Annotated in this window: 22 protein-coding genes; 13 read left to right on the forward strand and 9 right to left on the reverse strand. The window is 58.7% G+C overall.

All coding sequences use genetic code 11. The annotated features are described in order from the left end of the window. Window positions 1-3 precede the first annotated feature (3 nt). The gene (locus O3W47_RS08795) at window positions 4-1,269 is read right to left on the reverse strand and encodes an ABC transporter substrate-binding protein (protein ID WP_080819150.1); all 1,266 of its coding nucleotides are present in this window, start codon (window positions 1,267-1,269) and stop codon (window positions 4-6) included. A 269-nt stretch (window positions 1,270-1,538) separates the two neighbouring features. Here O3W47_RS08795 and O3W47_RS08800 point away from each other — a divergent pair, with 269 nt between their 5' ends. The 3 genes from O3W47_RS08800 (at window position 1,539) to O3W47_RS08810 (ending at window position 3,348) form a co-directional block, all read left to right on the forward strand. After that, window positions 1,539-2,552 (forward strand): substrate-binding domain-containing protein, encoded by a 1,014-nt coding sequence (locus tag O3W47_RS08800; protein WP_065656296.1) that lies wholly within the window; start codon window positions 1,539-1,541, stop codon window positions 2,550-2,552. Between the two features lie 174 nt (window positions 2,553-2,726). Further along, window positions 2,727-2,924 (forward strand): hypothetical protein, encoded by a 198-nt coding sequence (locus O3W47_RS08805; protein ID WP_003523793.1) that lies wholly within the window; start codon window positions 2,727-2,729, stop codon window positions 2,922-2,924. Between the two features lie 229 nt (window positions 2,925-3,153). After that, window positions 3,154-3,348 carry a hypothetical protein gene (locus O3W47_RS08810; protein ID WP_080820950.1) on the forward strand — a complete coding sequence of 65 codons (195 nt, stop codon included), beginning with the start codon at window positions 3,154-3,156 and terminating at the stop codon, window positions 3,346-3,348. Here O3W47_RS08810 and O3W47_RS08815 read toward each other — a convergent pair. Then, window positions 3,317-3,898: a DNA-3-methyladenine glycosylase gene (locus tag O3W47_RS08815; RefSeq protein WP_269313484.1), complete on the reverse strand. Its 582-nt coding sequence runs from the start codon at window positions 3,896-3,898 to the stop codon at window positions 3,317-3,319. The two genes, O3W47_RS08810 and O3W47_RS08815, sit on opposite strands and share 32 nt — an antisense overlap. Before the next feature lie 97 nt (window positions 3,899-3,995). Here O3W47_RS08815 and O3W47_RS08820 point away from each other — a divergent pair, with 97 nt between their 5' ends. The 4 genes from O3W47_RS08820 to O3W47_RS08835 all read left to right on the forward strand — a co-directional run bounded on the left by O3W47_RS08820 (window position 3,996) and on the right by O3W47_RS08835 (window position 7,209). Then, on the forward strand, window positions 3,996-4,391 hold the full coding sequence (locus O3W47_RS08820) for a hypothetical protein (RefSeq protein WP_162936829.1): 396 nt from the start codon (window positions 3,996-3,998) through the stop codon (window positions 4,389-4,391). Continuing rightward, window positions 4,388-5,173 carry an SDR family oxidoreductase gene (locus tag O3W47_RS08825; protein WP_269313485.1) on the forward strand — a complete coding sequence of 262 codons (786 nt, stop codon included), beginning with the start codon at window positions 4,388-4,390 and terminating at the stop codon, window positions 5,171-5,173. Before O3W47_RS08820 ends, O3W47_RS08825 begins: the two co-directional genes overlap by 4 nt. Window positions 5,174-5,348: 175 nt before the next feature. Continuing rightward, window positions 5,349-6,404, forward strand: a complete 1,056-nt coding sequence (locus O3W47_RS08830; protein WP_162936828.1) for a L,D-transpeptidase family protein — start codon at window positions 5,349-5,351, stop codon at window positions 6,402-6,404. Window positions 6,405-6,423: 19 nt separating this feature from the next. After that, complete coding sequence (locus O3W47_RS08835) at window positions 6,424-7,209, forward strand: L,D-transpeptidase (protein ID WP_059758579.1); 786 nt, start codon at window positions 6,424-6,426, stop codon at window positions 7,207-7,209. A 54-nt stretch (window positions 7,210-7,263) separates the two neighbouring features. Here O3W47_RS08835 and O3W47_RS08840 read toward each other — a convergent pair whose 3' ends face one another. Continuing rightward, complete coding sequence (locus O3W47_RS08840; protein ID WP_059758580.1) at window positions 7,264-8,598, reverse strand: aspartate aminotransferase family protein; 1,335 nt, start codon at window positions 8,596-8,598, stop codon at window positions 7,264-7,266. Between the two features lie 145 nt (window positions 8,599-8,743). Between O3W47_RS08840 and O3W47_RS08845 the strand changes: the two genes are divergently transcribed. From O3W47_RS08845 to O3W47_RS08860, 4 genes are all read left to right on the forward strand, one after another. Continuing rightward, window positions 8,744-9,292: a cupin domain-containing protein gene (locus O3W47_RS08845; protein ID WP_003523802.1), complete on the forward strand. Its 549-nt coding sequence runs from the start codon at window positions 8,744-8,746 to the stop codon at window positions 9,290-9,292. Window positions 9,293-9,911: 619 nt separating this feature from the next. Beyond that, the gene (locus O3W47_RS08850) at window positions 9,912-10,592 is read left to right on the forward strand and encodes a sugar transferase (RefSeq protein ID WP_269313486.1); all 681 of its coding nucleotides are present in this window, start codon (window positions 9,912-9,914) and stop codon (window positions 10,590-10,592) included. Between the two features lie 194 nt (window positions 10,593-10,786). Next, window positions 10,787-12,043, forward strand: a complete 1,257-nt coding sequence (locus O3W47_RS08855) for a polysaccharide biosynthesis/export family protein (RefSeq protein WP_065656288.1) — start codon at window positions 10,787-10,789, stop codon at window positions 12,041-12,043. 7 nt (window positions 12,044-12,050) lie between these two features. Beyond that, the gene (locus tag O3W47_RS08860; protein WP_003523807.1) at window positions 12,051-13,319 is read left to right on the forward strand and encodes an O-antigen ligase family protein; all 1,269 of its coding nucleotides are present in this window, start codon (window positions 12,051-12,053) and stop codon (window positions 13,317-13,319) included. Here the strand turns inward: O3W47_RS08860 and O3W47_RS08865 are convergent. From O3W47_RS08865 to O3W47_RS08885, 5 genes are all read right to left on the reverse strand, one after another. Beyond that, window positions 13,316-13,810 (reverse strand): hypothetical protein, encoded by a 495-nt coding sequence (locus O3W47_RS08865; protein WP_003523808.1) that lies wholly within the window; start codon window positions 13,808-13,810, stop codon window positions 13,316-13,318. The genes O3W47_RS08860 and O3W47_RS08865 overlap by 4 nt on opposite strands. Window positions 13,811-13,896: 86 nt before the next feature. Then, window positions 13,897-15,255, reverse strand: a complete 1,359-nt coding sequence (locus tag O3W47_RS08870) for an HlyD family type I secretion periplasmic adaptor subunit (protein ID WP_035262274.1) — start codon at window positions 15,253-15,255, stop codon at window positions 13,897-13,899. An 8-nt stretch (window positions 15,256-15,263) separates the two neighbouring features. Then, entirely contained in the window at window positions 15,264-17,468 is a 2,205-nt protein-coding gene (locus O3W47_RS08875; RefSeq protein ID WP_269313487.1) for a type I secretion system permease/ATPase, read from the reverse strand. Window positions 17,469-17,549: 81 nt separating this feature from the next. After that, the gene (locus tag O3W47_RS08880; protein WP_269313488.1) at window positions 17,550-19,568 is read right to left on the reverse strand and encodes a hypothetical protein; all 2,019 of its coding nucleotides are present in this window, start codon (window positions 19,566-19,568) and stop codon (window positions 17,550-17,552) included. A 152-nt stretch (window positions 19,569-19,720) separates the two neighbouring features. Next, complete coding sequence (locus O3W47_RS08885; protein WP_080819143.1) at window positions 19,721-20,686, reverse strand: fibrinogen-binding protein; 966 nt, start codon at window positions 20,684-20,686, stop codon at window positions 19,721-19,723. A gap of 915 nt (window positions 20,687-21,601) precedes the next feature. On the opposite strand from O3W47_RS08885, the gene O3W47_RS08890 reads away from it, so the two are divergent. Then, the gene (locus O3W47_RS08890) at window positions 21,602-22,375 is read left to right on the forward strand and encodes a helix-turn-helix domain-containing protein (RefSeq protein ID WP_262531031.1); all 774 of its coding nucleotides are present in this window, start codon (window positions 21,602-21,604) and stop codon (window positions 22,373-22,375) included. A gap of 59 nt (window positions 22,376-22,434) precedes the next feature. On the opposite strand, the gene O3W47_RS08895 is transcribed toward O3W47_RS08890, so the two are convergent. After that, window positions 22,435-22,785 (reverse strand): hypothetical protein, encoded by a 351-nt coding sequence (locus tag O3W47_RS08895; protein ID WP_080819142.1) that lies wholly within the window; start codon window positions 22,783-22,785, stop codon window positions 22,435-22,437. A 393-nt stretch (window positions 22,786-23,178) separates the two neighbouring features. On the opposite strand from O3W47_RS08895, the gene O3W47_RS08900 reads away from it, so the two are divergent. Continuing rightward, a complete protein-coding gene (locus tag O3W47_RS08900) occupies window positions 23,179-24,201 on the forward strand; it encodes a UDP-glucuronic acid decarboxylase family protein (protein WP_080819141.1) in 1,023 nt (340 codons plus the stop codon). The last annotated feature ends 1 nt before the right edge of the window (window position 24,202 follow it).

The following is a 24,202-nucleotide window of genomic DNA, read 5'->3' on the forward strand; positions in this document are numbered from 1 at the left end:
GGATTACCAGCCGTTGCCTTTGAGATCGGTCAGTTCAACCTCGAGAAGTTCGAGATTTTCCGCTGCTGTGCCGTTGCCGGAGAGCGTGTTGTGCACGGCGCCCCAGAATTTCGCCGAAACCTCGTTATATTTCACCTTCGCCGAGGCGGAAGGACGCGGAACGGCGGTCTCAAAGATCGGCTTCCATGTCGGCATGAAGGGCTGCGCGGCGGCGACATCCTTGTCGTCGTAAAGGGAAGCGATCGTCGGCATGTTGGAGAGCTGGATCGCGCGCATCTTCTGGGTGTCTTTCGACGCCAGGAATTTCACAAGCTGAATGGCGGCTTCCTGATCGTCGGAATATTTCGAAACGGCGAGGTTCCAGCCGCCGAGTGTCGAGGCAGGGGCTTCGCCTTCCGCGCCAGCCGGCAGCGGGGTGACGCCGAACTTGCCCTTGATGGCGCTGTCGTCGCCATTACCCAGTGCATATGCATAAGGCCAGTTGCGCATGAAGACGGAATTACCGGTCTGCCAGACGCCGCGCGCTTCCTCTTCCTTGTATGCAAGCACGCCCTGCGGCGCGATGGTGCCGACCCAGCCCTTGGCGGTTTCGATGGCCGCTGCGGCCTTCTCATTGTTGACGGAGATATCGCCGTTGGTCTCGACAATATGGCCGCCGCCGGCGGAAGCGATCCATTCCAGCGCGTTGCAGGTCAGGCCTTCATAGGCGCTGCCCTGGAAAACGAAGCCCCAGAGATCCTTCTGGCCAGCCTCGCGCTCCTTGTCCTGGATTTCCTTTGCGGTCTCGCTCAGTTCTTTCCAGGTCTTCGGCGGCTGCTTGCCGTATTTTTCCAGAAGGTCCTTGCGATAGAAGAGAGCCGGCGCGTCGGTGAACATCGGCATGGCGACGAGCTTGCCGTCAACCGTCTGCGACGCGACGATGGAGGGGAAATGATCGCCGATGACATCCTTTGTCGCTGCGGTCAGATCCACGAATTGGTCGGCCAGCTGCGGCGCCCAGATCACGTCCGTCTGGTAGACGTCGACATCCTTGTTGCCGGCGGCAAGCCACAGCCGGTACTGGCTGAACTGCTCGCTAGACGATGACGGCATGGTGACGAGATTGACCTTGTGACCGGTCTCTTTCTCGAAGGCGGCGATGCGTTCGCGGAAGAACGCGACGTTCTTGCCGGTCGAATTGGCGGCGATCGAAAGCTCGGCCGCCTCAGCCGAAATAGCGGCGGAAAACGCAGCCCCGCACAGGAACAAAGTCTTCATGGAAATATTCATTGTCAAACTCCTCCGTTGACGCTTCCGATTGTCCTCAAAATTGAAAGCGCTTTTGACTGATGCGAGGCTCTCAAAAGCCGAGCTATCTGTCAATACTCTTTCTAATCCCCGGGAAATCGGCTGTTTTCGCCTGCAATTTTTCGGCGTTTGCTTTTGGGAATGATCAACTGTAAGGTTTCAGGTGGGAGAAAATTGAAATCGTTTTCAATTTTTGTCGGCTTGAAAAATCCGCTGCGACGACGCATGCAGGGGCAAATTGGCAAAAAATTATGAAGCTTAAGGAATTCGCAGAGAAAGTCGGGCTCTCGCCCACCACCGTCAGCCGGGCGCTGGGCGGCTACCCCGAGGTGCGCGAGGAAACGCGCCAGCGGGTGATGGAGGCTGCGCTGAAATACGGCTACCGGCCGAATGCCAATGCCGTCAGGCTGGCGACGGGCAGGGCAGGCGCCATCGGCGTCGTCATGGGCCGTTCGGGCGGCGGGCACTTCTTTTCCGAATTCATGGGTGGCATGGCGACCCGGCTGGAACGGGAAGAGACCGACATTCTCGTCAGCGTCACCGTCGACAATAATCTCGATGAGGAACTGGCGATTTTCAGCCGGCTGGCGGCGAGCGGCCGGGTGGATGGCATTATCGTGCATTCGCCCCGCCCCGAGGATGAGCGTATCGCGCTGCTCAACCGGTTGGGTGTGCCCTTCATCGTGCATGGCCGCTCAAAGACGCCTTTCGAACATGCCTGGCTCGATATCGACAACCACGATGTGACCTATCGTCCGACGATCCATTTTCTGGAGCGCGGACACAGGCGCATCGCCCTTATCAATGGTCCGGTTGGCCGCACCTTCGTGCAGGACCGCGAGCAGGGTTTTCGCGAGGCGCTGGCCACGCACGGCATTACGCCGGATCCGCGCTTCATGATGAATGAGCACTTCAGCGAAGAGACGGCCTTTCGCTTCGCCCGCTCGCTGCTGGAACAGACGCCGCGCCCAACCGCCTTTGTGGCGGGTGCGATGATGACGGCGCAGGGTGTCTATCGCGCCGCGACGCAGATGGGGCTGACGATCGGCAAGGATGTCTCCGTCATCGCCCATGACGACGTGTTTCCTTATCTCACGCCGGAAAGCATGATGCCGCCGCTTTCCACCACCCGCTCGCCCATGCGGATGGCGGGCATGCGGGTGACGGACCTGCTTTTGCAGATCATCGGCGGTCGTCCCGTCCGCGAGGTTCAGGAATTGTGGCCGGTCGAGCTGATCTTGCGGGAATCGGTCGGCCCAGCCTGAACTTCTCGGCATAGCTCACTGATTCCACTCCATTTTGTGAACGTCAGTTGATAACGTTCGCCTTTCGTCATCTATACGTCCGCGCCGTCTCATGTATAATCGGAACAGTCACGGGCGTTATGGAACAGGACCCGGACCGGCGCGTTGAGGGGACGTGTCGAAGGAGGTGGACGGATGTTTGAATTTTTAAAACCGCAACAGCAGACTGTGATCGATGATGTCGAGGCCACCGGCACCTATGCCGATGCGCTGCTCAACGTTCCGAGCCCGGAACTTAACCGTTCAACCGCTCGCGAGCATGGTCATGAAGCCCATTCCCGCGACTATTGCGAAAATCGCGATATTTCCCGCAGCGCGCTCGGTTTCGCCTGAGCCATCGCAAAAACCTTCCTAAAAAACGGAACGGACAGGCCGTGCCCGCGTTTTCCCTGTACGACCCACAGGGCGGCGCAACCGAACCGAAGGGACCTGACCGGTATTTGACCGATAGGCGAATTGGGTGTTGCGCCGCCTGATTGGCGACAGCGCAAACGCGCTGTCCCACGAGATAAAAACGCAGCTTGTGCCCATTGTGGCAAAGCGTGTTTATCAGGAGGCCGCGATGCCAGCCGTTCCCGTTGAGCCCTATCCCGAACCGCCGATGCCCGTGCCGCCGCAGCCGGATATTCCGCCGGTGGAAGAACCGGAACCCGACCGGTTGCCGGACGAGGTGCCGACACCCAACCCCGACGAAAACGACGGGCCGCCGAAGGTGCTCTCGTGTTTCACGCCTCTCCGCTCTCGAATTTCTTGCTGACGAAAGCCGAGCCCTTGAGCCCGAAGCGCCAGGGATATTCCGTCGCGCGGCTGATGCCGATTCGTCTGCCGCTGGTGACGGCGGCGGCCTCTTTCGGCAACCGCAGGAAAAACGGCGCTGCGTTCAACGGCGCGCCGTCCATGTCCCCCGTAATCGCCAGCGCCTGACAGAGCCTGCCCGGACCTGAGCAGAGAAGTTTCGGCTTGTCAGTTCCCCGTCGCAGTTTCATCATGTCTATGCCGGTCAGGGGTTCGATGGCGCGCAGAAGCACGGCTGAACCCGGAGCGCAGACAAAGTTGGCGCACCAGTGAATACCATAGGACCGGTAAACATAAAGACGGCCGGCCGGGCCGAACATTGCCCTGTTGCGCGGGGTCTGCCCGTTGAAACTGTGGGATGCGGGGTCGTCCGGATGATAGGCTTCGGTCTCCACGATGATGCCGCCGGTATTGCCGATGCGGAACTCCGCGCCGATGAGGGCGCGGGCCACATCCAGCGCATCGCGCAGGAAGAAACTCTCCTGCATTTCCGGGCCAAAGGCCTGATTCATCTGGAACCCTTCCGCTCTGCCATCGTTGTGAATTCAGGTTCTAACCGTTTTCCAGCATCGGATTCGTACCGGTGCTTTCCAAGCCGGAGGGCATGTCATGCAACTTTCGACGACCTATGTAAAACGCAATAACGGGGTTATCTCCGTCGAGTTCGTCGGCAACGACGGCGATCAGGTCTCTGTTCGCCTCGCCGACGGTCTTGAAGGGATCGACGATGCCGAGGCCATCAAGCGGGCGAGCGCGGTGATGGTGCAACTGACCGCCTTCGGAACGCGCCATGGTGCGGATGCGCCTTCGCAATTTTCCGCTCTCGGCACCGCGCAGGACGATGCGTCTCAGGGATTGCTGCACGGGCAGGCGAGCGCACGCACCGCGCGGGACCGCGAGATTCTGGAGGAAGAGCTTGAGGAGGGGCTGGAGGACAGCTTTCCGGCGAGTGATCCCGTCTCGGCGACGGTCACGTCCATTGCTTCCCGAAAAGGAGGGCAATGACATTGACCGTTCGTAAAGTTGCTCTGGTAACCGGCGCTGGCTCCGGCATTGGGCGCGCCGCCGCTCTTCATCTGTCGGCGCAGGGGGTCGCGGTCGGTCTGTTGGGCCGCACCGAATCGGAATTGAACGATGTCGCCCGGGAAATAGGCGCCGCATCCGGTTCTTCGAAGGTGCTTATGGCCGATGTGGCGGATGAAGCGGCGATGCGTCACGCGGTCGCAGCGCTGGTTGAGGATTTCGGCCGGCTTGACGTCGTGGTGGCCAATGCCGGCGTCAACGGCGTCTGGGCGCCCATCGATGAGCTGAAACCGTCCGAATGGGACGATACGATCCGCATCAACCTGCGCGGCACCTATCTCACCGTCCATGCCAGCGTGCCGCATCTGAAAGCGGCCGGCGGCGGGTCCATCGTCATCATTTCGTCGATCAATGGCACCCGCACCTTCACCTCGCCCGGTGCTACGGCCTATTCCGTGACGAAGGCCGGGCAATTCGCCATGGCGCAGCAACTGGCGCTGGAGCTGGGGCGTCATCGTATTCGCGTCAATGCGGTGTGTCCGGGCGAAATCGAAACGGCAATCGATGAAAATACCGATATACGCGGGCGGGAAAAAACGGAGGTTCCAGTCCGTTTTCCGGCTGGGGATATTCCGGTAACCGGCGGCGTGGCCGGCACCAGCGATGACGTCGCCGCGCTGATCGGTTTTCTGGCGTCGGATGCGTCCCGCCACATTACCGGCACGCCGGTATGGATCGATGGCGGCCAGGGGCTGCTTCGATAATCGCGGCCGGCACTTTCACTGCCCACCCCATCACGGGCTTGTGTCCTTATGATTAACGAATGGGTAACGTCTGTTCACGAGACTTTGTCCATGAGCGAGGTTGCCGTGTTGTGGCCACCTTCGATAGTTAAGCGTCTGCCGGAAAGGCGGGCAAATCAGGCGGGCAGAACGATCCATGGGCATGCAGGCATTGCTGGATTTCGCGGTTGCGGGGTTGCGGCAAAAGGTAAGGGCAGGGGCAAGAATGGCCGCGATCGTTGCGATCGGTGGCAGCCTTGCCGCGTGCACTTCCATGGGGCTCGACAGCGTCAAGAAAGATCCGCCGAAACTGTCGTCCAAGATGATGGCGCAGATGTCGGCCAAGGGCATGCGCCCGGAAAGCCCTGTCCTCGTTCGCATTTTCAAGCAGGAAAGCGAACTTGAGGTGTGGAAGGTCGATAAGACCGGAAATTACGCGTTGCTCAAGGCCTATCCCATGTGCCGCTGGTCCGGAAAGCTCGGCCCCAAGATGAAGACGGGCGACCGGCAGGCGCCGGAAGGGTTTTATCATGTCTCGGCCGGCATGCTGAACCCGAACTCACAATATTACGTCTCCTTCAATCTCGGTTATCCCAACCGGCTGGAATCGGCGCTCGGTTACACCGGTGAGGCGCTGATGGTGCATGGCGCCTGTTCCTCTTCCGGCTGCTACGCCATGACGGATGCCCAGGTGGGCGAGATTTACGCCATCGTCGCGCGTGCGCTTCAGGGCGGGCAGGACCGTTTTCAGGTGCAGGCCTATCCCTTCCGCATGAGCGCCCGGAATATGGTGGCACATCGGGACGACCCCAACATGCCGTTCTGGAAAACGCTGAAGGAAGGCTACGATTATTTCGAGGTGACGCGCCGGCAGCCGAAGGTTTCCGTCTGCGGCCGTCGTTATGTCTTCAACAGCGAATTTGCCGGAGGCGAACCTGCCGATCCGCTGGCGGCCTGCCCGCCGGCCATCAACCAGCAGGATCCGCTGGTGGCTTCGAAACTGGCCGAAGAGCAACAAAAATTTGCCGCCGCGATGAGTGAGGGAACTTCCAGCCCGCTCAGCGCGTATGTAGACGGCGGCATGCATCCGAGCTTCCGGGCCATTTTGAAATCGAACGGCGCCAAGGCCATGGCATCGCAGGTTTCCGGCACGAAGTACCCTATCAGCCGCCCAGAGGCGGCGCTGGCAGATCCCTTTGCCGGCGTGAGATGACGTAAATGAGGTTTTTCAATTGAACGAGACGACGACGACCCGGCGGGGTTTCCTGCTTGGAGCAGGTGGACTGGCGCTTGCCGGCCTTGCGGGCTGCAACACAACCGCGCGTGAGGCCGCCCGGCCTGCAGCGCCCGCGGACGACCCGATGTATGCCCTGATGTACGGTCCCAAGCCGGACGAGCAGTTCCCGCTGCCGGAAATCCCCTACAAGCGGATTCCGCGTCAGTTCCTGCGGCAGATGGTGGCGAACCCGACGGGTGAACGCCCCGGCGTCATCGTCGTCGATACCGCCAATCATTTTCTCTATCTCACTTATGAGAACAATCAGGCCATGCGTTATGGCGTCGGTCTCGGCCGCGCGGGCTTTGAATGGGCCGGCCGCGGTGTCATTCAGTACAAGCGGCAATGGCCGCGCTGGACGCCGCCCGATGAGATGATCGCGCGCCAGCCGGAACTGGAACCCTATAGCAGCCGCAACGGCGGCATGGAGCCGGGCCTCAAGAACCCGCTCGGCGCGCGCGCGCTCTATATCTTCAAGGATGGTAAGGACACGATCTACCGCCTGCATGGCTCGCCGGAATGGTGGACTATCGGCAAGTCGGTATCCTCTGGCTGCGTGCGCCTGCTGAACCAGGATATCATCGATCTTTATAACCGCGTGCCCGATGGCACGCCGATCGTGGTGACGGCGCTCGGCCCCGCACAGCAGGGCGTGCCGATCGGCCAGGAAGGTGTGCCGGTGGCGCAATATGGCAACGGTGTGATCGGCGACGGCCTCTCGCAACCGATGCAGGCCTACTGACAGGGCACAAAAAAGGCCGCGCTTCCCGGCGCGGCCTTTTTGTTTGCATGGTCTTTACTGCGCGCGCTTCAGCGCATCGCCGAGGATCGAGACGATATCGTCGAAATGGGATTTTTCGGCGATCAGCGGCGGCGAAAGCGCGATGATGTCGCCGGTAACGCGAATGAGCAGGCCGCGCTCGAAGCAATCCACGAAGACATCATAGGCGCGTGCGCCAGCAGCACCGTCGCGCGATTGCAGCTCGATGCCGGCGATGAAGCCGATGGTGCGGATGTCGATGACATTCGGCAGGCCCTTCAGGGAATGGATGGCGTCGTGCCAGACATCCTGCAATTCGGCCGCGCGGGTGAAAAGGCCCTCATCGCGATAGATGTCAAGCGTCGCGATACCCGCGGCGCAGGCGACGGGGTGGCCGGAATAGGTATAGCCGTGGAACAGCTCGATCTGGTTTTCCGGCCCATGCATCAGCGCATCGTGCACCTTGCGGCTGGTGAAGACCGCACCCATCGGGATCGCGCCGTTGGTCAGTCCCTTGGCGGTGGTGACGATATCGGGCGTAACGCCGAAATAGTTGGTGGCGAAGGTGGAGCCCATGCGGCCGAAACCGGTGATGACCTCATCGAAGATCAAGAGGATGCCGTGCTTGTCGCAGATGGCGCGCAGGCGCTCCAGATAACCCTTCGGCGGCACCAGCACGCCGGTGGAGCCGGCGACCGGTTCGACGATGCAGGCGGCGATGGTTTCCGCGCCATGCAGGGCGACCAGCCGTTCCAGATCGTCGGCAAGTTCGGCGCCGTGCTCGGGCTGGCCTTTCACGAAGCTGTTCTTCGCCGGATCATGGGTGTGACGCAGGTGGTCTGCGGGGATTTGCGGGAAAACGCGACGGTTGTTGACGAGGCCGCCCACGGAGATGCCGCCGAAACCGACGCCATGATAACCGCGCTCACGACCGATCAACCGGCTGCGGGTGCCCTGGCCGATGGCGCGCTGGTAGGCGATGGCGATCTTCAGCGCCGTATCGACCGATTCCGACCCGGAGCCCGTATAGAAGACACGGTCCAGTTTCGCACCTTCCGGGCCGGGCGCAATTTCCGCCAGCCGCTCGGCGAATTCAAAGGCAACCGGGTGGCCCATCTGGAAGGAGGGCGCGTAATCCATGGTCGAAAGCTGGTGCTTGACGGCAGACGCGATCTGCTGGCGGCCGTGGCCGGCGTTGACGCACCAAAGGCCAGCCGTGCCGTCGAGAACCTGGCGACCGTCATTGCTGGTGTAATACATGCCTTCGGCGCTCGTCAGCAGGCGGGGATTGGCCTTGAACTGCCGGTTGGCGGTAAAGGGCATCCAGTAGCTGTCAAGCGAGGTGGAATTGGATCGGCTCGGGTTGTCCATGGTGGTCTCCTGTTCGTTGCCGGTGATTGAATGCTATTTTCGCGACTGAACAAGCCCTTTTCTCTCTGTGGCCAAGCCATTGAAAATGCTATAGGCCTGAACGCGAATTTTCGATATTTCGAACAAGGGCAACGGGGGCTCACGCATGTCGGTGGATATAGGCGGGCGTTTGCGCCATTTGCGGCTGCGCCACAATATTTCCCAGCGGGAACTGGCAAGGCGTGCCGGTGTCACCAATTCGACGATTTCTCTGATCGAATCCAACACCTCGAACCCTTCCGTCGGTGCGTTGAAACGCATTCTCGACGGCATACCGATAGGCCTTGCCGAGTTTTTCGCTTTCGAGCCGGAGACGAGCCGCAAGGCTTTTTACCGGGCGGATGAACTGGTTGAAATCGGCAAGGGGCCGATATCCTTCCGGCAGGTGGGTGAGAATGTCTTCGGCCGCAGCCTGCAAATCCTCAAGGAATGTTACCAGCCGGGCGCCGATACCGGCAAGGTTCCGCTGGTTCACGATGGCGAGGAAGGAGGAATCATCCTTTCCGGACGGCTGGAAGTGACGGTCGATGAGGAGAGGCGGGTGCTCGGGCCGGGGGATGCCTATTATTTCGAAAGCCGCAGGCCGCATCGTTTCCGTTGCGTCGGTCCCGTGCCCTGTGAGGTCATCAGCGCCTGCACACCGCCAACCTTCTGATTCCAGCGGTTTTGGAGCTTCGTAACGCTCTTAGAACGGCCAAGTCGGGTCGAGTCGGTAAAAAATGGCCAGCAGCTACGGCAATTTTGCGTGGCTGCCATGACTAGAATGCAGTTTCCTGCCACTCTTTTGCCGTGTTTGCGCCCCTTTAGCGATTTTTCCATCGCTTTTTCTTGGTGGCCTGGCAATGTCAGGCAAAAAAATCCCGGCCGATATGTCAAATTTTATATGCATTGCCACAATCTTGCTGCGATGCAAAAATTTTTTATATTCCGTTACAGGCGTGGCTGTTCTTAACGTTCCTGTCTCATCTCGCCAAGTCATAAGAAACACATAAGAAAAGACTGTCGCCGGCACAAAACCCAATACATGCCGGGGCGGTACCCATGCTCTCAACACATGGCCGTCGGCACATTTGTTGCTTTTTTATGCAACCGTTAATATTGCCCGGACGTTGATCGGCCGCTCGCGCAAGAAATCGCATAGACGGTTATGGCCAATGTGCCTTACAAAAAATCCATTAGCATCAAATTCCGAACACAGACTTGTTATCTCTTTTAGACGGAAAGACGCGCCTCCGGGCACCGACCAATCGCAAAACATAAATGGAGTTCTCTCTATGAAGTCCGCGACCCAATCGGCTGAACAGACACTCAGCAGCTCCGAAGATTTCGATGTCAGTTTCCCTATCGGGGGCATCGCAAAACGCAGCTTCGATATGACATCGGCTGCGCTTGCGCTGCTCATCTTCAGCCCGATATTCCTGTTGATCGCCGCGCTGGTGAAATTGTCTGATCCCGGCCCGATCTTTTATGGCCACCGGCGTGTGGGACATAATGGCCGCTATTTCCATTGCCTGAAATTCAGGACGATGGCGATGAACGGCGATGAGATTCTGCGGCAATATCTTGCCGCCAATCCGGAAGCCGCCGAAGAATGGCACGCCACCCGCAAGCTCAAGAACGACCCGCGTGTTACGGCTGTCGGCGCCGTGCTGCGCAAGCTCTCGCTCGACGAACTGCCGCAGCTGCTCAACATCATCCGCGGCGAAATGAGCGTGGTTGGCCCACGCCCGGTCGTCGATGAGGAGCTGAGCTATTATGAAAGCGCTGCCGCTTATTATCTCAGCACCCGCCCTGGCCTGACCGGCTTGTGGCAGATCAGCGGCCGCAACGACGTATCCTACAAGACCCGCGTCGCTTTCGACACGCACTATGTGCAGAACTGGTCGATGCGGCAGGATGTCTTCATCATCGTCAAGACCATTCCCGCCGTGTGCCTTTCACGCGGAAGCTACTGAAAACCGATATTGAGTTCGGCTTTATCGATCTTCGTTTCGACACGCACCCCGACCGGGATCCCAAGTCCGGTCTTTGGGTGCGTCATTGGTGCTAATCATACCGGCCGCTTTTCGCGGCGCTGTGCAGCCGGCCTTGCCCAGTTGCGCGACGGCCGGATCGCCCGTGTGGCGATCCGCTAACAGGGAGTTTCCCGATGAACGGCTTGTCTGCCGCCCGCCGCCCGTTTGTGGCCTTCGTATTTGCCGCTTCCGTCGCCCTTGCCGCGCCGCTCTCCGCCATGGCTGCGGATGGCGCTCAATATAAGCTCGGTACCGCTGACAAGCTGCGTATCCGCGTTGCCGAATGGCAGCCGGCGGATGGCAGCATCCGCAACTGGGATGTGATCAACGGCGATTATTCCGTCGGCCCATCGGGAGCGCTGTCCCTGCCTTTCATCGGTCAGCTGGATGTTGCGGGCAAGACCCCATCGGAGGTCAGCGAAGAGATTGGAGCCCAGCTTCAGAGCAAGTTCGCCCTTCGCAACCTGCCTTCGGCCTCCGTCGAGATCGCGCAGTTCCGGCCGATCTTCTTAAGTGGCGACGTGCAGACGCCGGGTGAATATCCCTATGCCGCCAATCTCACGGTGCTGAAGGCGGTCAGCCTTGCCGGCGGCCTGCGGCGCTCGGATGCCGGGCAGCGTTTTGCCCGCGACTTCATCAATGCCCGTGGTGACGCCGCCGTCTACGACAATCAGCGTGCAAGGCTGCTCGCCCGTCAGGCGCGGCTGGTCGCCGAGGTCAAGGGTGACGCGACCATCGCCAAGACGCCTGAAATGGAAAAGATCGGCGAGATCGACGTGCTGCTGGCCAGCGAAAGCGCGCTGATGAAATCGCGCACCGAACGTTACACCCTGCAGCTCAAGGCGCTGACGGACCTGCATGCCCTTCTGCAGAGCGAAGTCGAATCCCTGAAGAAGAAATCAGAGACGCAGAATCGTCAGCTCCAGCTTGCCAACGAGGATCGCGACCGCGTCAACCGGCTGAACGAGCAGGGGCTTGCGCTGTCGCAACGGCGCATTTCCGCGGAAGAACGCGCGGCGGAAGTTGAATCCAACCTGCTCGATATCGATACGCAGTCGCTGCGCGCCAAACAGGATATCAACAAGGCGACCCAGGACGAGATCAACCTGCGTAACGACTGGGTGGCGCAGCGCTCCAAGGAATTGCAGGATACGGAAGCGGAACTGGACAAGCTCAATCTGCAGCTCACCACCAGCCGCGAATTGATGTCGGAAGCGCTGGCGCAATCGGCCGAAGCGATCCGTTTTGACCCGTCGGGCAAGTCCGCGACCATCAGTTATGTCGTGGTGCGTGAGGAAAACGGCAAGCCGAAGGAGCTGAAGGTGGATGAAAACGCCATGCTCCAGCCCGGCGATGTCATCAAGGTCTCGTCTGAAATCCTGATGCAGTGAGGTTTCAATGCGGATCGCCAAATCGGCGCTGATCGATCCCGAACGCAATGAGATTTACGGAATGGCGGCGGTTGCGCTGTCGTTCTTCGTATTCGCTTACTCGTCGCGTTTCGGGCAAATCTCGGTTCTGGCCTATTATGGCATGTGGCTGCCGCTGGTGGTGGTCGATTACCGGCGCGTGCTCGGCAATTATCCGCGCTATCTCTGGATATTCGCCTTCGGCATCTTGACGGTTCTGTCCAGCTTCTGGTCGGAAGCGGCGTCTGTGACCATGCGCGCCTCCATCCAGTATATGACGCATATCGTCTGCGCGCTGATCGCCATGCGGGTGATCTCGATCCGGACCCTGACGCGCGGCGCGCTGATCGGCATCGCCGTCGTTCTGCTCTATTCGCTGCTATTCGGCATTTATCTCTTCGATGCGCTGGATGGCACCTATAGTTTCGTCGGCGCTTTCTCTTCCAAGAACCAGCTCGGCTTTTATGCCTCGCTCGGCGTCATTTTCGCCGCCGCATCGGTGCTGGTGCTCAAGCAAAGGGGCATCTGGTTGCCGATTGCCGGCGTCACCGGGCTCCTGTCGGCCTATAGCCTCCTTGCGTCCCAATCGGCCACATCCACTATTACCACGGCGGCGGTGGTCGCGCTCATCATCGGCTTCATTCCCATCGGCATGCTTTCGCCGGCGAACCGAAAGATGACGTTTTTTGTGCTCGGTGGTCTCGGCGCATTGCTGGCGGTCGCTTCCCTGCAATTCGGCCTGCTAGACGCCATTCTTGGCATTTTCGGCAAGGATTCGACGCTGACCGGCCGAACTTATCTCTGGCAGCAGGGCATCGAGGCTGCGAAACAAACGCCGATCCTCGGCGTCGGTTATCAGGGGTTCTGGGTTGCGGGTTTTCCCGATGCCGAACGGCTGTGGAACGATTTCTTCATTACCGGCCGCAGCGGCTTCCATTTCCATAATACCTATATCGAAACCGTGGTGGAAAACGGCTTCGTCGGCATGCTGCTGCTTGGCATGGTGCTTTACGGAACGCTGCTCGGGCATCTGCGCTCGGTGCTGATGCGCAAGAGCGATCCGCAGGGCGTCATCCTGTTTGCGATCTGCGCCCTGTTTGTCGTGCGTTCCTTCGTGGAGATCGACATCATCTTCCCCTACCAGATCGGCTCGTTCATGCTCTATTTCGCAGCCGGTAAACTGTGCCTCCCGGCAAGGGCTGCGGAGGGGAGCGAACCTCACCCGGCAATCGGCATGCGGTTACAAACGAGAGCCTAGAGATAATCCGCAGAGACATGCGGGCTGGCATGGATGAAACTCCACATGTCCTTGCTGACATCGACGATGTCGGCGATGGATTTTTCGAGCTGCCCGATTTCCTTCTCGTCCATGCGCTCCACCTTGCCGTAGCGCACCTGACTGTCATCCTCCACCAGCCGCATGAGCTGCGTGCTGGCGATTTCGCCTTTTTCGTCGAAGGAATAGATGCAGTGATTATATTTGTTGCGCGTCTTCGCTTCCTTCTTCAGCCGCGCCATGATGGAGAGGATGGTCTTGCGATCCTTCGCATCGGTGGAGGGAAGCTTCGCCAGGCGCTCGATCAGATCCATGCGCGCCCGCGTGGTGTTGAGTGTCAGGAAGACGACGATGGCCGCTTCCTTTTCCACTTTCAGGAGATGGACGATCAGATAGATCATCAGGCTTTCCGTGTTGGTCCACACGTAATTCAGCCTGCCGACCAGCAGCAATACATCCGACATCGCCGCCATGCCGCTTCTCCCCGCCCCGACGAAACATATTTGGATATTATATGCCGACCGCTGTGGAAAAGACAGTGTAGGTTACTGATATTTCTTCATCTTTCCTTGAAAGCACGGGACATGCTGTCGGAGATCGGCTTGGTCAGATATTCGAAGAAAGTACGCTCCGAAGTCTGGATCAGCACGTCGGCCGGCATGCCGGGCACGGGGTGGAAATTGTGAACCTTGGCGATCTCCTCGTCGGGTATCTGCACCCGCACGATATAGACGTCCTTGACCTGAAGGCCTGCGTTTTCCTCGATGCTGTCGGCTGAAACGTAAAAGACCTTGCCATTCAGAACCGGTGTGGTGCGGCGGTTGAGCGCCGACAGGCGGATCGCGGCCGTCTGGCCCTCATGCAGCTGGTCGATGGAGGTTCTCAGCACCTGCGCCTCCAGAATAAGGGGCACATGAGCAGGCAGGATCTCCATGATCGGCTTGCCGGTGGTAATAACGCCGCCCGGCGTGTGGTAATAGGCGCGTACCACGGTTCCGTTGACGGGAGAGCGGATGACGGTACGTTCCAGCACTTCGGCGGCGCCGCGCACCTGTTCGCGCACGCTGTCGAGATCGGATTCGGCGGTTTCCAGCGCATCGAGCGCCGCCTGCTTGTTGGCGTTGACGGCAATGACCGCTTCCTGCCGGAACTTGGCGATTTCCGCCTCGCTCTGGTTCATTTCGCCACTCAGGCGGGCGATATCGCCCATGGCGTCGGCGATGGCGCGCTCCAGTGCCAGCATGTCGGTCTTGCGGATGACGCCGTCCTTGGCGAGCCGCTCCTTGGAATCGCGCTCCTGTGTCAAAAGCGCCAATTGCCGGTCGAAGGACTGTTTTTGACCGTCATAGCCCGCATAGCGGAACTCCAGCGACCGGATATTCTTGTCGATCAGGTTCATCTGTTCCTCAAGCTTGATGAGCTTGCTGTGGAACACGATGTTCTGGCTCTGGATGATGGAATTGATATCCGGATCGCCGGCTTCCTTCATGACGATATCCGGCACCTTGAAGCTTTTAGCGCCCTGGGCCTCGGCGCGCAGGCGCACGACGATGGTTTCGAGGCGAAGCCGCCGCAGCTGCAGCATGCGCTCGTTGGCGAGCGCCGTCGTCTTGTCCAGCGTCAGAAGAACGTCGCCTTCCTTGACCGTGTCGCCTTCGCTGACCATCATTTCCTTGATGATGCCGCCCTCCAGATGCTGAACCACCTTGTTGTTGCCGGTGGCGACGAAACTGCCCTGGGCGATGATGGCGGAAGAGAGCGGCGCGGTGCCGGCCCAGAATCCGAACCCGCCGAAGGAGGCGAGCAGCACGGCAAGGCCGATCGAGCTGTGCAGGCGGATCGAGCGCGGCACCTCACTGTACCATTCGAGCTGGCCCTGGGGTTTGACTTCGGCAATGGCGTTTTTCTTTTTGAACATCACGGTTCTCAACCCTCGATCTGCGGGGACTGGTTGGCCTGGCGGCCATTGCCGGAAAGCGCCTTTAACACGTCCATTCTTTCGCCGAACATCGCGACCGATCCATCCTTCAGCACCATGATTTTGTCGACGCATTGAAGCAGCGCCGGCCGCTGGGTGATGGTGACGGTGGTGATGCCCTGTCTTTTGGCGTGCAGCAGCGCCTTGGCCAGCGCCTGTTCGCCCTGCGTATCCAGATTGGAGTTGGGCTCATCCAGCACCACGAATTTCGGATCGCCGAAGAAGGCGCGGGCAAGTGCGATGCGCTGTTTCTGGCCGCCGGAAAGCGGTGCGCCATCGGCGGCGACCACGGTTTCATAACCCTGCGGGAAACCGGCGATCAGCTCGTGCACATCGGCCAGCACCGCCGCCTCATAAATCTGCCGGTCTTCGATATCGTCGCGCATACGGCAGATATTGGCCTTGATGGTGCCGGGGAAAAGCTGCACGTCCTGCGGCAGATAACCGATGCTTTCACCGAATTGTCGCTGGTCCCAGTTGCGCAGATCCATGAGATCGAGGCGCACATTGCCTGACGTCGGTAGAATGGAGCCGACCAGCATCTTGCCGAGTGTCGTCTTGCCGGAGCCGGAATTGCCGATGATGGCGAGCGACTCTCCCTTTTTCAGCGAAAAGGAAATGCCGTTCAAAATCACCTTCTTCTGCGGCGGCGGCACGAAGAGGATGCGCTCGACGTCGAGACGCCCTTCCGGATTGGGAAGGCGCAGACGCGGGAAGTTCAGCGGCGAATTGATGAGAAGCTGCTTGATGCGGCCATAGGAGGCGGCAGATTTGTTGAACTGGTGCCAGCCTTCTATCGCGCCTTCGATGGGCGCCAGCGCCCGGCCGGAAATGATGGAGGCTGCAATCACCATGCCGCCGGTCAGTTCGCCGGATAGCGACAGATGCGCGCCCCAGCCGAGCAGCGCCACCTGGGTAATCATGCGCGCCGCCTTGGAAACGCCGGAGAACATGATGTTGCGATCCTGCGCCGCCACATGCGACTTCAGCGAGCCGGCGGTTTCGCGGCCCCACATTTTCACCGCTTCGGGGATCATGGCGAGCGCATTGATGATCTGCGAATTGCGCGACATGGAATCGAGGTGGAAATTGGCGCGGCTGAGATAACCGGAGGCCTCGGAAAACTGTCTTGCGGTGAAGCGCTGGTTCAGCCAGGCGATGCCGAACAGCACGGCGCAGCAGACCATGATGATGATGCCGAGATGCGGATGGACGAGATAGACCACCACGATGAAGAGCGGCATCAGCGGCGCATCGAGGAAGGCGATGAGCGTGCCGGAGGTGAGGAAGGAGCGCAATTGCTGCAGATCCTGCAAGGTCTGATAGTCCTTGCCGCTGCCATGCAGGGAAGCGCGGGCGGCGGCGGACAGGATCGGCGCGCCAAGCTGCACTTCGAGTTCGACGGCGGTGCGCATCAGGATGAAGCGGCGGATGGCGTCCATGAAGGCCTGCAGCAGAACCGCGCCAAGGACGGCGACCGTCAGCATCACCAGCGTATCCATCGAACGGCTGGTCAGAACCCGGTCGGAAATCTGGAACAGATAAAGCGGGATGGCGAGCAGCAGGACGTTGATGGCGACCGTGAAAAGCATCACCACCACCATGTTGCGCCGCACGGCGGCGATGCCCTTGGCAAGGCTTGCGGCGAAATTGATCGGCTCGCTGCGTTTGTGAAAACCGCTCTGGCTTCCACCGCCGCCGCCACCGCCGCCGCCACCGCCATTGTCCGTCGGCTCCTTGCCGCCGCCGCCCGTCACCGGCCGGCGTTCGTTTTCACGGATCGGTCCGTCATTATTGTCGATGGTCTTGACGAAAGGCAGGTCGGCATTGTCGATCTTGGCCTGCGGTTCCGGCGGGGAGGCGGGTTGCCGGTCCCGTTGAGGTACCGGCCTTTCCGGGGGAACATCCCGCAATTGTTCCGCCTGTTCCGTTTTTGCATGCGGTTGGGAGAGAACCTGTGGGGAGGCGGTCTGTGCAGGGGATGAAATGTCTTTTGCCGTCTGTTCAGCGCCGGATAATTGGCGCAGGTTTTCGACGGCTTCATTGATTGCTGAAATACAGGCGTCCGTCAGTTTGCTGTCTTCCGCGTCCTGATCCAGCGGCAAGTCCAGCGAGCGTCCATCGGCAATGGTTTTTCTAGAAATATGATCCATTTTATATCGGTCCCCTCGGTGATCTCACGGTGTTTGCGGTTCGGCCGTGACGGGACGCGGTTATCGCCCCGCCAGCCAAATCTACGCGGTCACCGCCTGCATGACGTCGGCAGAATGCCCGTTCGACCATGACAGGTCGTGACCGGCATTGATGACGCCATTGGATTCGTTTTCGATGGTGGCGGGATCGTCGTGAAGAAAGGCGATGACCTCGTTTGCCAGTTGGCCTTGCTGGGGTTGCGACGTATCGTTTTCGATGATGCCGCCCTGTATCAGGATGGCATCGGAATAAACGCCGCCGGCGACATAGGTGGTGGAGCCGAAGCTGTCGTAGTCGACGATCTGCGCCAGATTGACCACGGCATTGCTGCCGGTATCGATATGGACGGTGGCGTCCTCGTTATTTTCGAGAACCTTGGCGGCGGCCTGCGTCACATCGTCGGAATCGCCCAGCACGCTCACCTGTTTTATGATGCTGACATCGTAGAGATTGCCGGTGATATAGAGGACGTTCAGACCCTCATAGCCGGCGAAATTGACGTCATGGGCAAGCGCATCCGGCATGTTGGGATCGCGCTCGTTGATGGCGTTCACCGTCTGGTTCATATAGTCCGGCATGGTTTCGAAACGGTCGTTGCTGCCGACATTGTGAATGGCGGCGTCGTTCCACAGCAGGTTGTTGCCGGACTGGATGGTGGCGCCGTCCGGCGCATCGGGGTTGGCGCGCGCCCAGTCATTGTCGTAGAGCACGGCGATCTGGCTGATGATGTTCATGTCCAGCACATTGCCGCCGACGATGATCAGATCGTATTGCATGCCGATGCCGAGGAAATTCGCAATGTTGAGCGCGGCGTTGCCGCCCGTCAGCAGGCTGACGGTGGCGCCCGAGGTCGTTATCGTCATCGTGTCGTTGTCGCTGACGAACTGGTATTGCTCGATCCAGTGGACGAAGGAAACGTCTCCTTCCAGCACGCTGACGCGCCAGGCGGTCGGAAATATCGGCGGTTCGCCGTTTTCCTGACTGCTGTTTTCCGTGTTTTCAGCGCCCGGATAGACGCTGCGCTCGAAGCTGGCGATATTGAAGGCCGCCGTCGCCGCCTGATCTTCCGACCGTGTGAAAACGGAGTCGATCTCGTCCCGGTCGCTATAGATATAGGCCTGGGTGATCGCGTCGATCTGATGATAGTCGCCCATGACGGCGGTTACCGACGTCATGACGCCGGTATTGACCAGCGTAGCGATGTTGGCGACGACATTGGCGCCTGCGGCTACATCGAGGCTGTTGCCGGCAGGGCTGTCCTCATGCAGCGAAACATCGCTCTTTTCCGGCTCTTCCGCCGGCTTGGCGATACCGCGATCGGGCATGTAGTCGTCGAGCATCGGCTTTTCGCTGGCTATCGAGCCGTTGATGTAAAGCCCATGGATGTCGTTGCCGGCCAGAACGAAATCCTGATCCGCACCGGTGCCGAGCGACGTCACGTCGTTTTCGCGGGCATGGTCGATATAGTCGTGCGCGGATTTGGCGAGCGCCTGCAGGGCATCGTAACTGTCGGTGCGCTGGAAACCGGCGAAAGGCGTGAAGGCGGACGCTTCATTGTAGAACTCGACGGTGCGCTCTGTCACGAAGCTGGTGTCGCGCCACGCATAGGGGCCGTCCGTCATGTTCAGATAGTCGTCGTCCTGAAGAATATTGACCTGCGCCACATGCGCGATGACCGAACCGGGACCGGTGTGAACCACCAGTTCATATTCCTCCTCAAAGGAAAGTCGGCCGGGAAAACGGAAATTGACGCCGGAAATATCGACAGGGATGGCATCTGCGAGCCGCTGCATGTCGTGCTCGACCATGCGCGCGAAATGCGGCTGCAGATAATCGAAATCATAATAGCCGGCGCGGTAGTTGACGCCGGGATCGTAGTCCTTGAGCGGAACGTCATAGTTCTTGTCGAGCAGCTTTGCTGCTTCATCGTCCGGCAAACGGTCCGGATCGGAATGCGCCGGGCCTTCGCTGTAGTTGGCTCTCAGACGCGCTTCCTCGATCACCGTGTCGAACAGGCCGATGAAATGCGCGATCATGTCCGAAATCTTGTCGATATGCATTGGAGGTCCCTCCCTGATCATCGCGGCAGAGCCTTAAGGCTGCGGAGGGCACACGTCCTGGAGGCGGTGCTTCGTTTTACGCAACCCCGGTCCTTCAACCGCGAACTGCACCGGCGGGTGCCGGTGCAGCTCTTTTCGTCAAGAGGTGGTTATCAGGAGTGATCCTCACCGACGTCCGATACATGCGAGTTACCGCCTGTGATCGTGACATCAACTGCGTTGGAGAGCATGTTGGCGCCCTGCACCAGTTCCAGATGGAAGCCGGAATTTGCAAGGATTGCCGATGCATCCGCGGTGCTGGTGCCTGCTGCGTCGTCGCCGGCCTTGAGGTCCCATCCCTTGCCGTCGATGCCTTCGGCGCCATAGGCGTCACCGGCATTGGCGCTCAGGTGGTTTTCCGCACCGCCATTCTGCATCTTGATGTCATAGGCCTCATCCTGGTCTGCCAGGTGGTTGGCCTGCACCATGCTGAAGCCGGTGTCGTTGCCATCGCCGTTGAGCGAGCCGTTGAGGATATTGTCGACATCGAGGGTGAAGGAGAAGTCGTCACCCAGATTGAAGGTGAGGTCTCCGCCGGCGATGCCCAGATTGCCGACATCCTTGACGCCCGTGATGTTGCCGAAGTCGTCATCCGACTTGTAGAAACTGTCTGCGGAGTTGAAGCTGTCGGAGGTCGTCGTGGTCTTGGTGGAGGTGTCGTTGTCGGAATAGTTGGACGTTTTGGTGTCCGTATCCGTGATCGTTTTCACATTGGTGTCGTTGTCGCTGTACGACTTGCTTTCATAGCTCCAGTCGTAGTCGACCTTGATATCGGTGTTGGTTTCGGTGCTGGTCTTGGTGGTCGTGTCGTTGTCGCTATAGGACTTGCTGTCATAGCTCCAGTCATAGTCGTTGTCGCGATTGTCACCGTTATTGGCGTCAACATCGATCTTGGCGTCAACATCCACATTGGTGCTGTTGTCGCTGTTGTCGTTGTTGCGGTTTTCACCGTTTGCGGTGCCGACGTTGCTGTCTTCCACCTTGGCGTCATTGGTCGACGTGTTGGCGAAACCCTCGGAAAGCGCGCCGATCTTGGTGATATCGTCGTCGCTGCCGGCAGACTTATGATCATAACCCATTTCGATTTCCTCCGAAAAAGCTCGGAGCAGCTTTCGAAATCCCTCTCATCTCAAACGGGATTTTTTCGCGCTTGCCCCGGGTAGCATGAAGATTGATGTTTTGCAGATGCACTCGGTACGCATCATCTGCGGTTCGGTAGTGGCCCGTGATCGGGCTCTTTTCGTTCAGCCCTTGTGCGCTACTCGGTAAAACGGCGCACAAATCCGTTCCTCGCTCCAGCAGGGGAGCGCGGTGGCTTCGTCTTTTCGCTTGCATGGTTTCTTGAAAAGGGACCGGCGTTTTTCAAACACACGTCAAGGCCGGAGGTGTCTTTCCATCGGTCGTTGTTTCCAGCGACGGTCAGACTGTGCCGCAGAAAAATCGCGCTTCCTAGATATCAATTCGGGTTAAACCCATCGGCGCTTTACCCGAATATATATGTCGCAGGCGGTTGTCGGCGGGTCCATTCGCCGGTTTGGCCTTAAAAAAACGCCGCTTCGTCAGAGCAGGGCGGCTTTTTTCGGGAAACATGGTTTATTTCGGTGGAAAAAGGCCTTTATCCCGAAAAGGAACAGGCTGCAGCGTGCTTTGCCGGCGAGCTATGTAAAGGGATATCAACTAAAAGTTATATTTTCCCGGAAGGCAAAACCACAGCGAAAGCTTTTCCGATGTGTTTGTTTTTGCAGCGGTCACAGAATGAACGATTCTATCCCGGCGTAACCTATTTTGTATGTCAATTGTAAAAAATAACCCGTTTGGGCCATTTATTTACACAGCTTTTCGTATTAGCGTGTGTTAATTAACGGGTAATTAATGATAGTTGACATGGCCTAAAGCGGAGAATCGCCCCCAAGTATTCAGGGGAAAGATAGCCGGCGGACAACAGACTGCACAACCAAAAGAAAGTAATGCGTAAGCGCTTGAGGGAGGCGTCAATGTTCATGGGAACGTCAGATTATGCGGCAAAACAAAAAAACGCCGTTGCTCCTATAAATGGAACTTTATTGGTCATAGCGGATCCGGACCTGTTTTCCGAGTGCCTCATGGAGGCGCTGGGCAAAAAGTTCCCCACATTCGCGGTGGTGAGCGTAAGGTCGTCGGCGGGTATCGAGGACGACTACGGTAACAATGTACGGCTGGTTTTGCCTTATCGGATGTCGGGGGATCGGCTTCATGCCGTTCTTTCGGAGGTTCGGGAAAAACATCCCGATGCGCCGATCGCGCTCGTCGTCGAAACCATCGATAAATTCGAGGAGCCGCTGAAAAGGCTGGTAGGAATGCGCGTCATCGATGGCGTGCTGCCGCTTAATCTCAGGCTCGATGTCTTCATGGCGGCCGTCGATCTGCTCATGAAGGGCGGGGAACATTTTCCTGCTGCTCTTCTCGGCAAGCTCACGCCCTATTCGCCTTCGGTCAACAGCAAGAGCGTTCAAAGCAATGCCGTGATCGCCAACCGCGCCGATGCCCTTGCCGCAAGCAGGAGCGACGTGGCGGCGCTGACGACACGCGAGGTGCAAATCCTCGATCTGCTTTGCAAGGGAACGCAAAACAAGATCATCGCTGATCGGCTGCATCTGTCCGAGAACACCGTCAAGGTTCACGTTCGCAATATCTATAAGAAAATGAACGTGCGCAACCGCACGGAGGCGGCGTCGCGCTTCTTCAGTAAAGATGAAGACACGACGTTCTCCGGCGGCTGGAAGAACTGAGCGTCAGGGCGGCTAGAGCCGTCCGGACGCCAGTTCCCTCCGGTATTTCTCCAGGAGGCTCAGGGCCTCAGGAAGCAGCGGGACTTCTGCCCGAATCCGCTCGGGGAGCAGATGTAGGGAGAGGAGCCCGAGTAGGACTGCCGCGATGCCGCGGGTGTGCCTGAGGCATCGGCAACAAGCGTAACGGCTGCGTTGCCGGTTTTTTGATAACCGTAGGACGCCTTCGCCGGAGCGACCCGGCTCTTGGTCGTGGCGGTATTGGCCGACGCGGTCTTGATGAGAACGGCGTCTTCGACCACGGAGCATGAAGCCGTCGTGAAGGTGAAAGTTACAAGTGCTGCGGCAACAAGCGCGAAGCGACAATGGCGGGCTGCTTTGCCGCTATGGGAATAAGGCATTTCATTCGTCATGTGTGTCCCCTGAAATCGACTGTCTGTCGCATCTCGCCGGGCGGTTTTGTTCCCGGTGGACCGAGCCTTACAAAACCAGGATAGCCCCGACTGGTTGAGCGAAGCTTGCGCTAATGCTCAATAAGAAAGGCATAATAGAGGCATAGTTAAAAAGTATTAAATCAAGAGGCTATTTTGAGTAATTTTGGGTAATCAATTGTAATATTTTGATAAAATGAAGTTGACCTGTTTTCTGCTGCGCCTATCATGAAAGTTGAAATTTATCCGATCGAAATATTAAACCTCCAGAAGAAGTAAAAACCGGAGGATGATATTCAAGATATCGTACAATCGGGAGTTTGATCCAGTTTAGGTGAATCAGCAGCGCTGATTCCTCATGGGGAGGATTGTGTAATGCGTAATTTCGTTCCCAACGAACACGACAACGGTGTCACCATCTACTCCGAATGGAGACCTGGCCAACGCGTTCTCGTTAATGGCGGCGCCGGTTTTCTCGGTTCCCATCTTTGCGAGCGCCTGTTGAGCTGCGGTCACGAGGTGATCTGTCTCGACGATCTTTCGACCGGGCGCACCGCGAATGTGGCGCATTTGCGGGACAATAAGCGGTTTTTGCTGGTCGAGCACGATGTGCGCAAACCCTATGACATCGATGTCTCGCTGATCTTCAACTTCGCTTCACCGGCTTCGCCGCCCGACTATCAGCGCGATCCGGTCGGCACGCTGCTCACCAATGTCCTGGGTGCGGTCAATGTGCTGGAAGTGGCGCGCAGATGCGGTGCAACCGTCGTGCAGTCGTCGACATCGGAAGTCTACGGCGATCCGCACGTTAATCCGCAGCCGGAAACCTATTTCGGCAATGTAAATACAATCGGGCCGCGAGCTTGTTACGATGAAGGGAAGCGCAGCGCCGAAACGCTGTTTTTCGATTATCACCGTAGCTTCGGTGTCGATATCAAGGTGGGACGCATCTTCAACACCTATGGGCCGCGCATGCGACCCGATGACGGACGTGTGGTTTCGAACTTCATCGTTCAGGCTCTGAAGGGTGCCGATATTACCATTTACGGCGATGGCAGCCAGACCCGTTCCTTCTGCTATGTCGATGACCTGATCGACGGTTTCCTGCGCTTTTCGGCCAAGCCGAAGGATTGCACCGGGCCGATCAATATCGGCAACCCGAGCGAAATTCCGGTGCGGCAGCTCGCCGATATCGTCATCCGCATGACGGGCTCCCGTTCGCGCATCGTGCATCTGCCCGCCGCGATCGACGATCCGCAGCAGCGCCGCCCCGATATTTCGCGGGCAAAGGAACTGTTGAGATGGCAGCCGCGCGTGCCGCTCGAAATCGGCCTGGAAAAAACCATCGTCTATTTCGATGCATTGCTGGCCGGCAAGACTGTGGCGGAGGCCGTATGAG

Origin of the sequence: Agrobacterium sp. LMR679, from assembly GCF_027157905.1 — a bacterium.
Lineage (GTDB): Bacteria > Pseudomonadota > Alphaproteobacteria > Rhizobiales > Rhizobiaceae > Agrobacterium > Agrobacterium leguminum.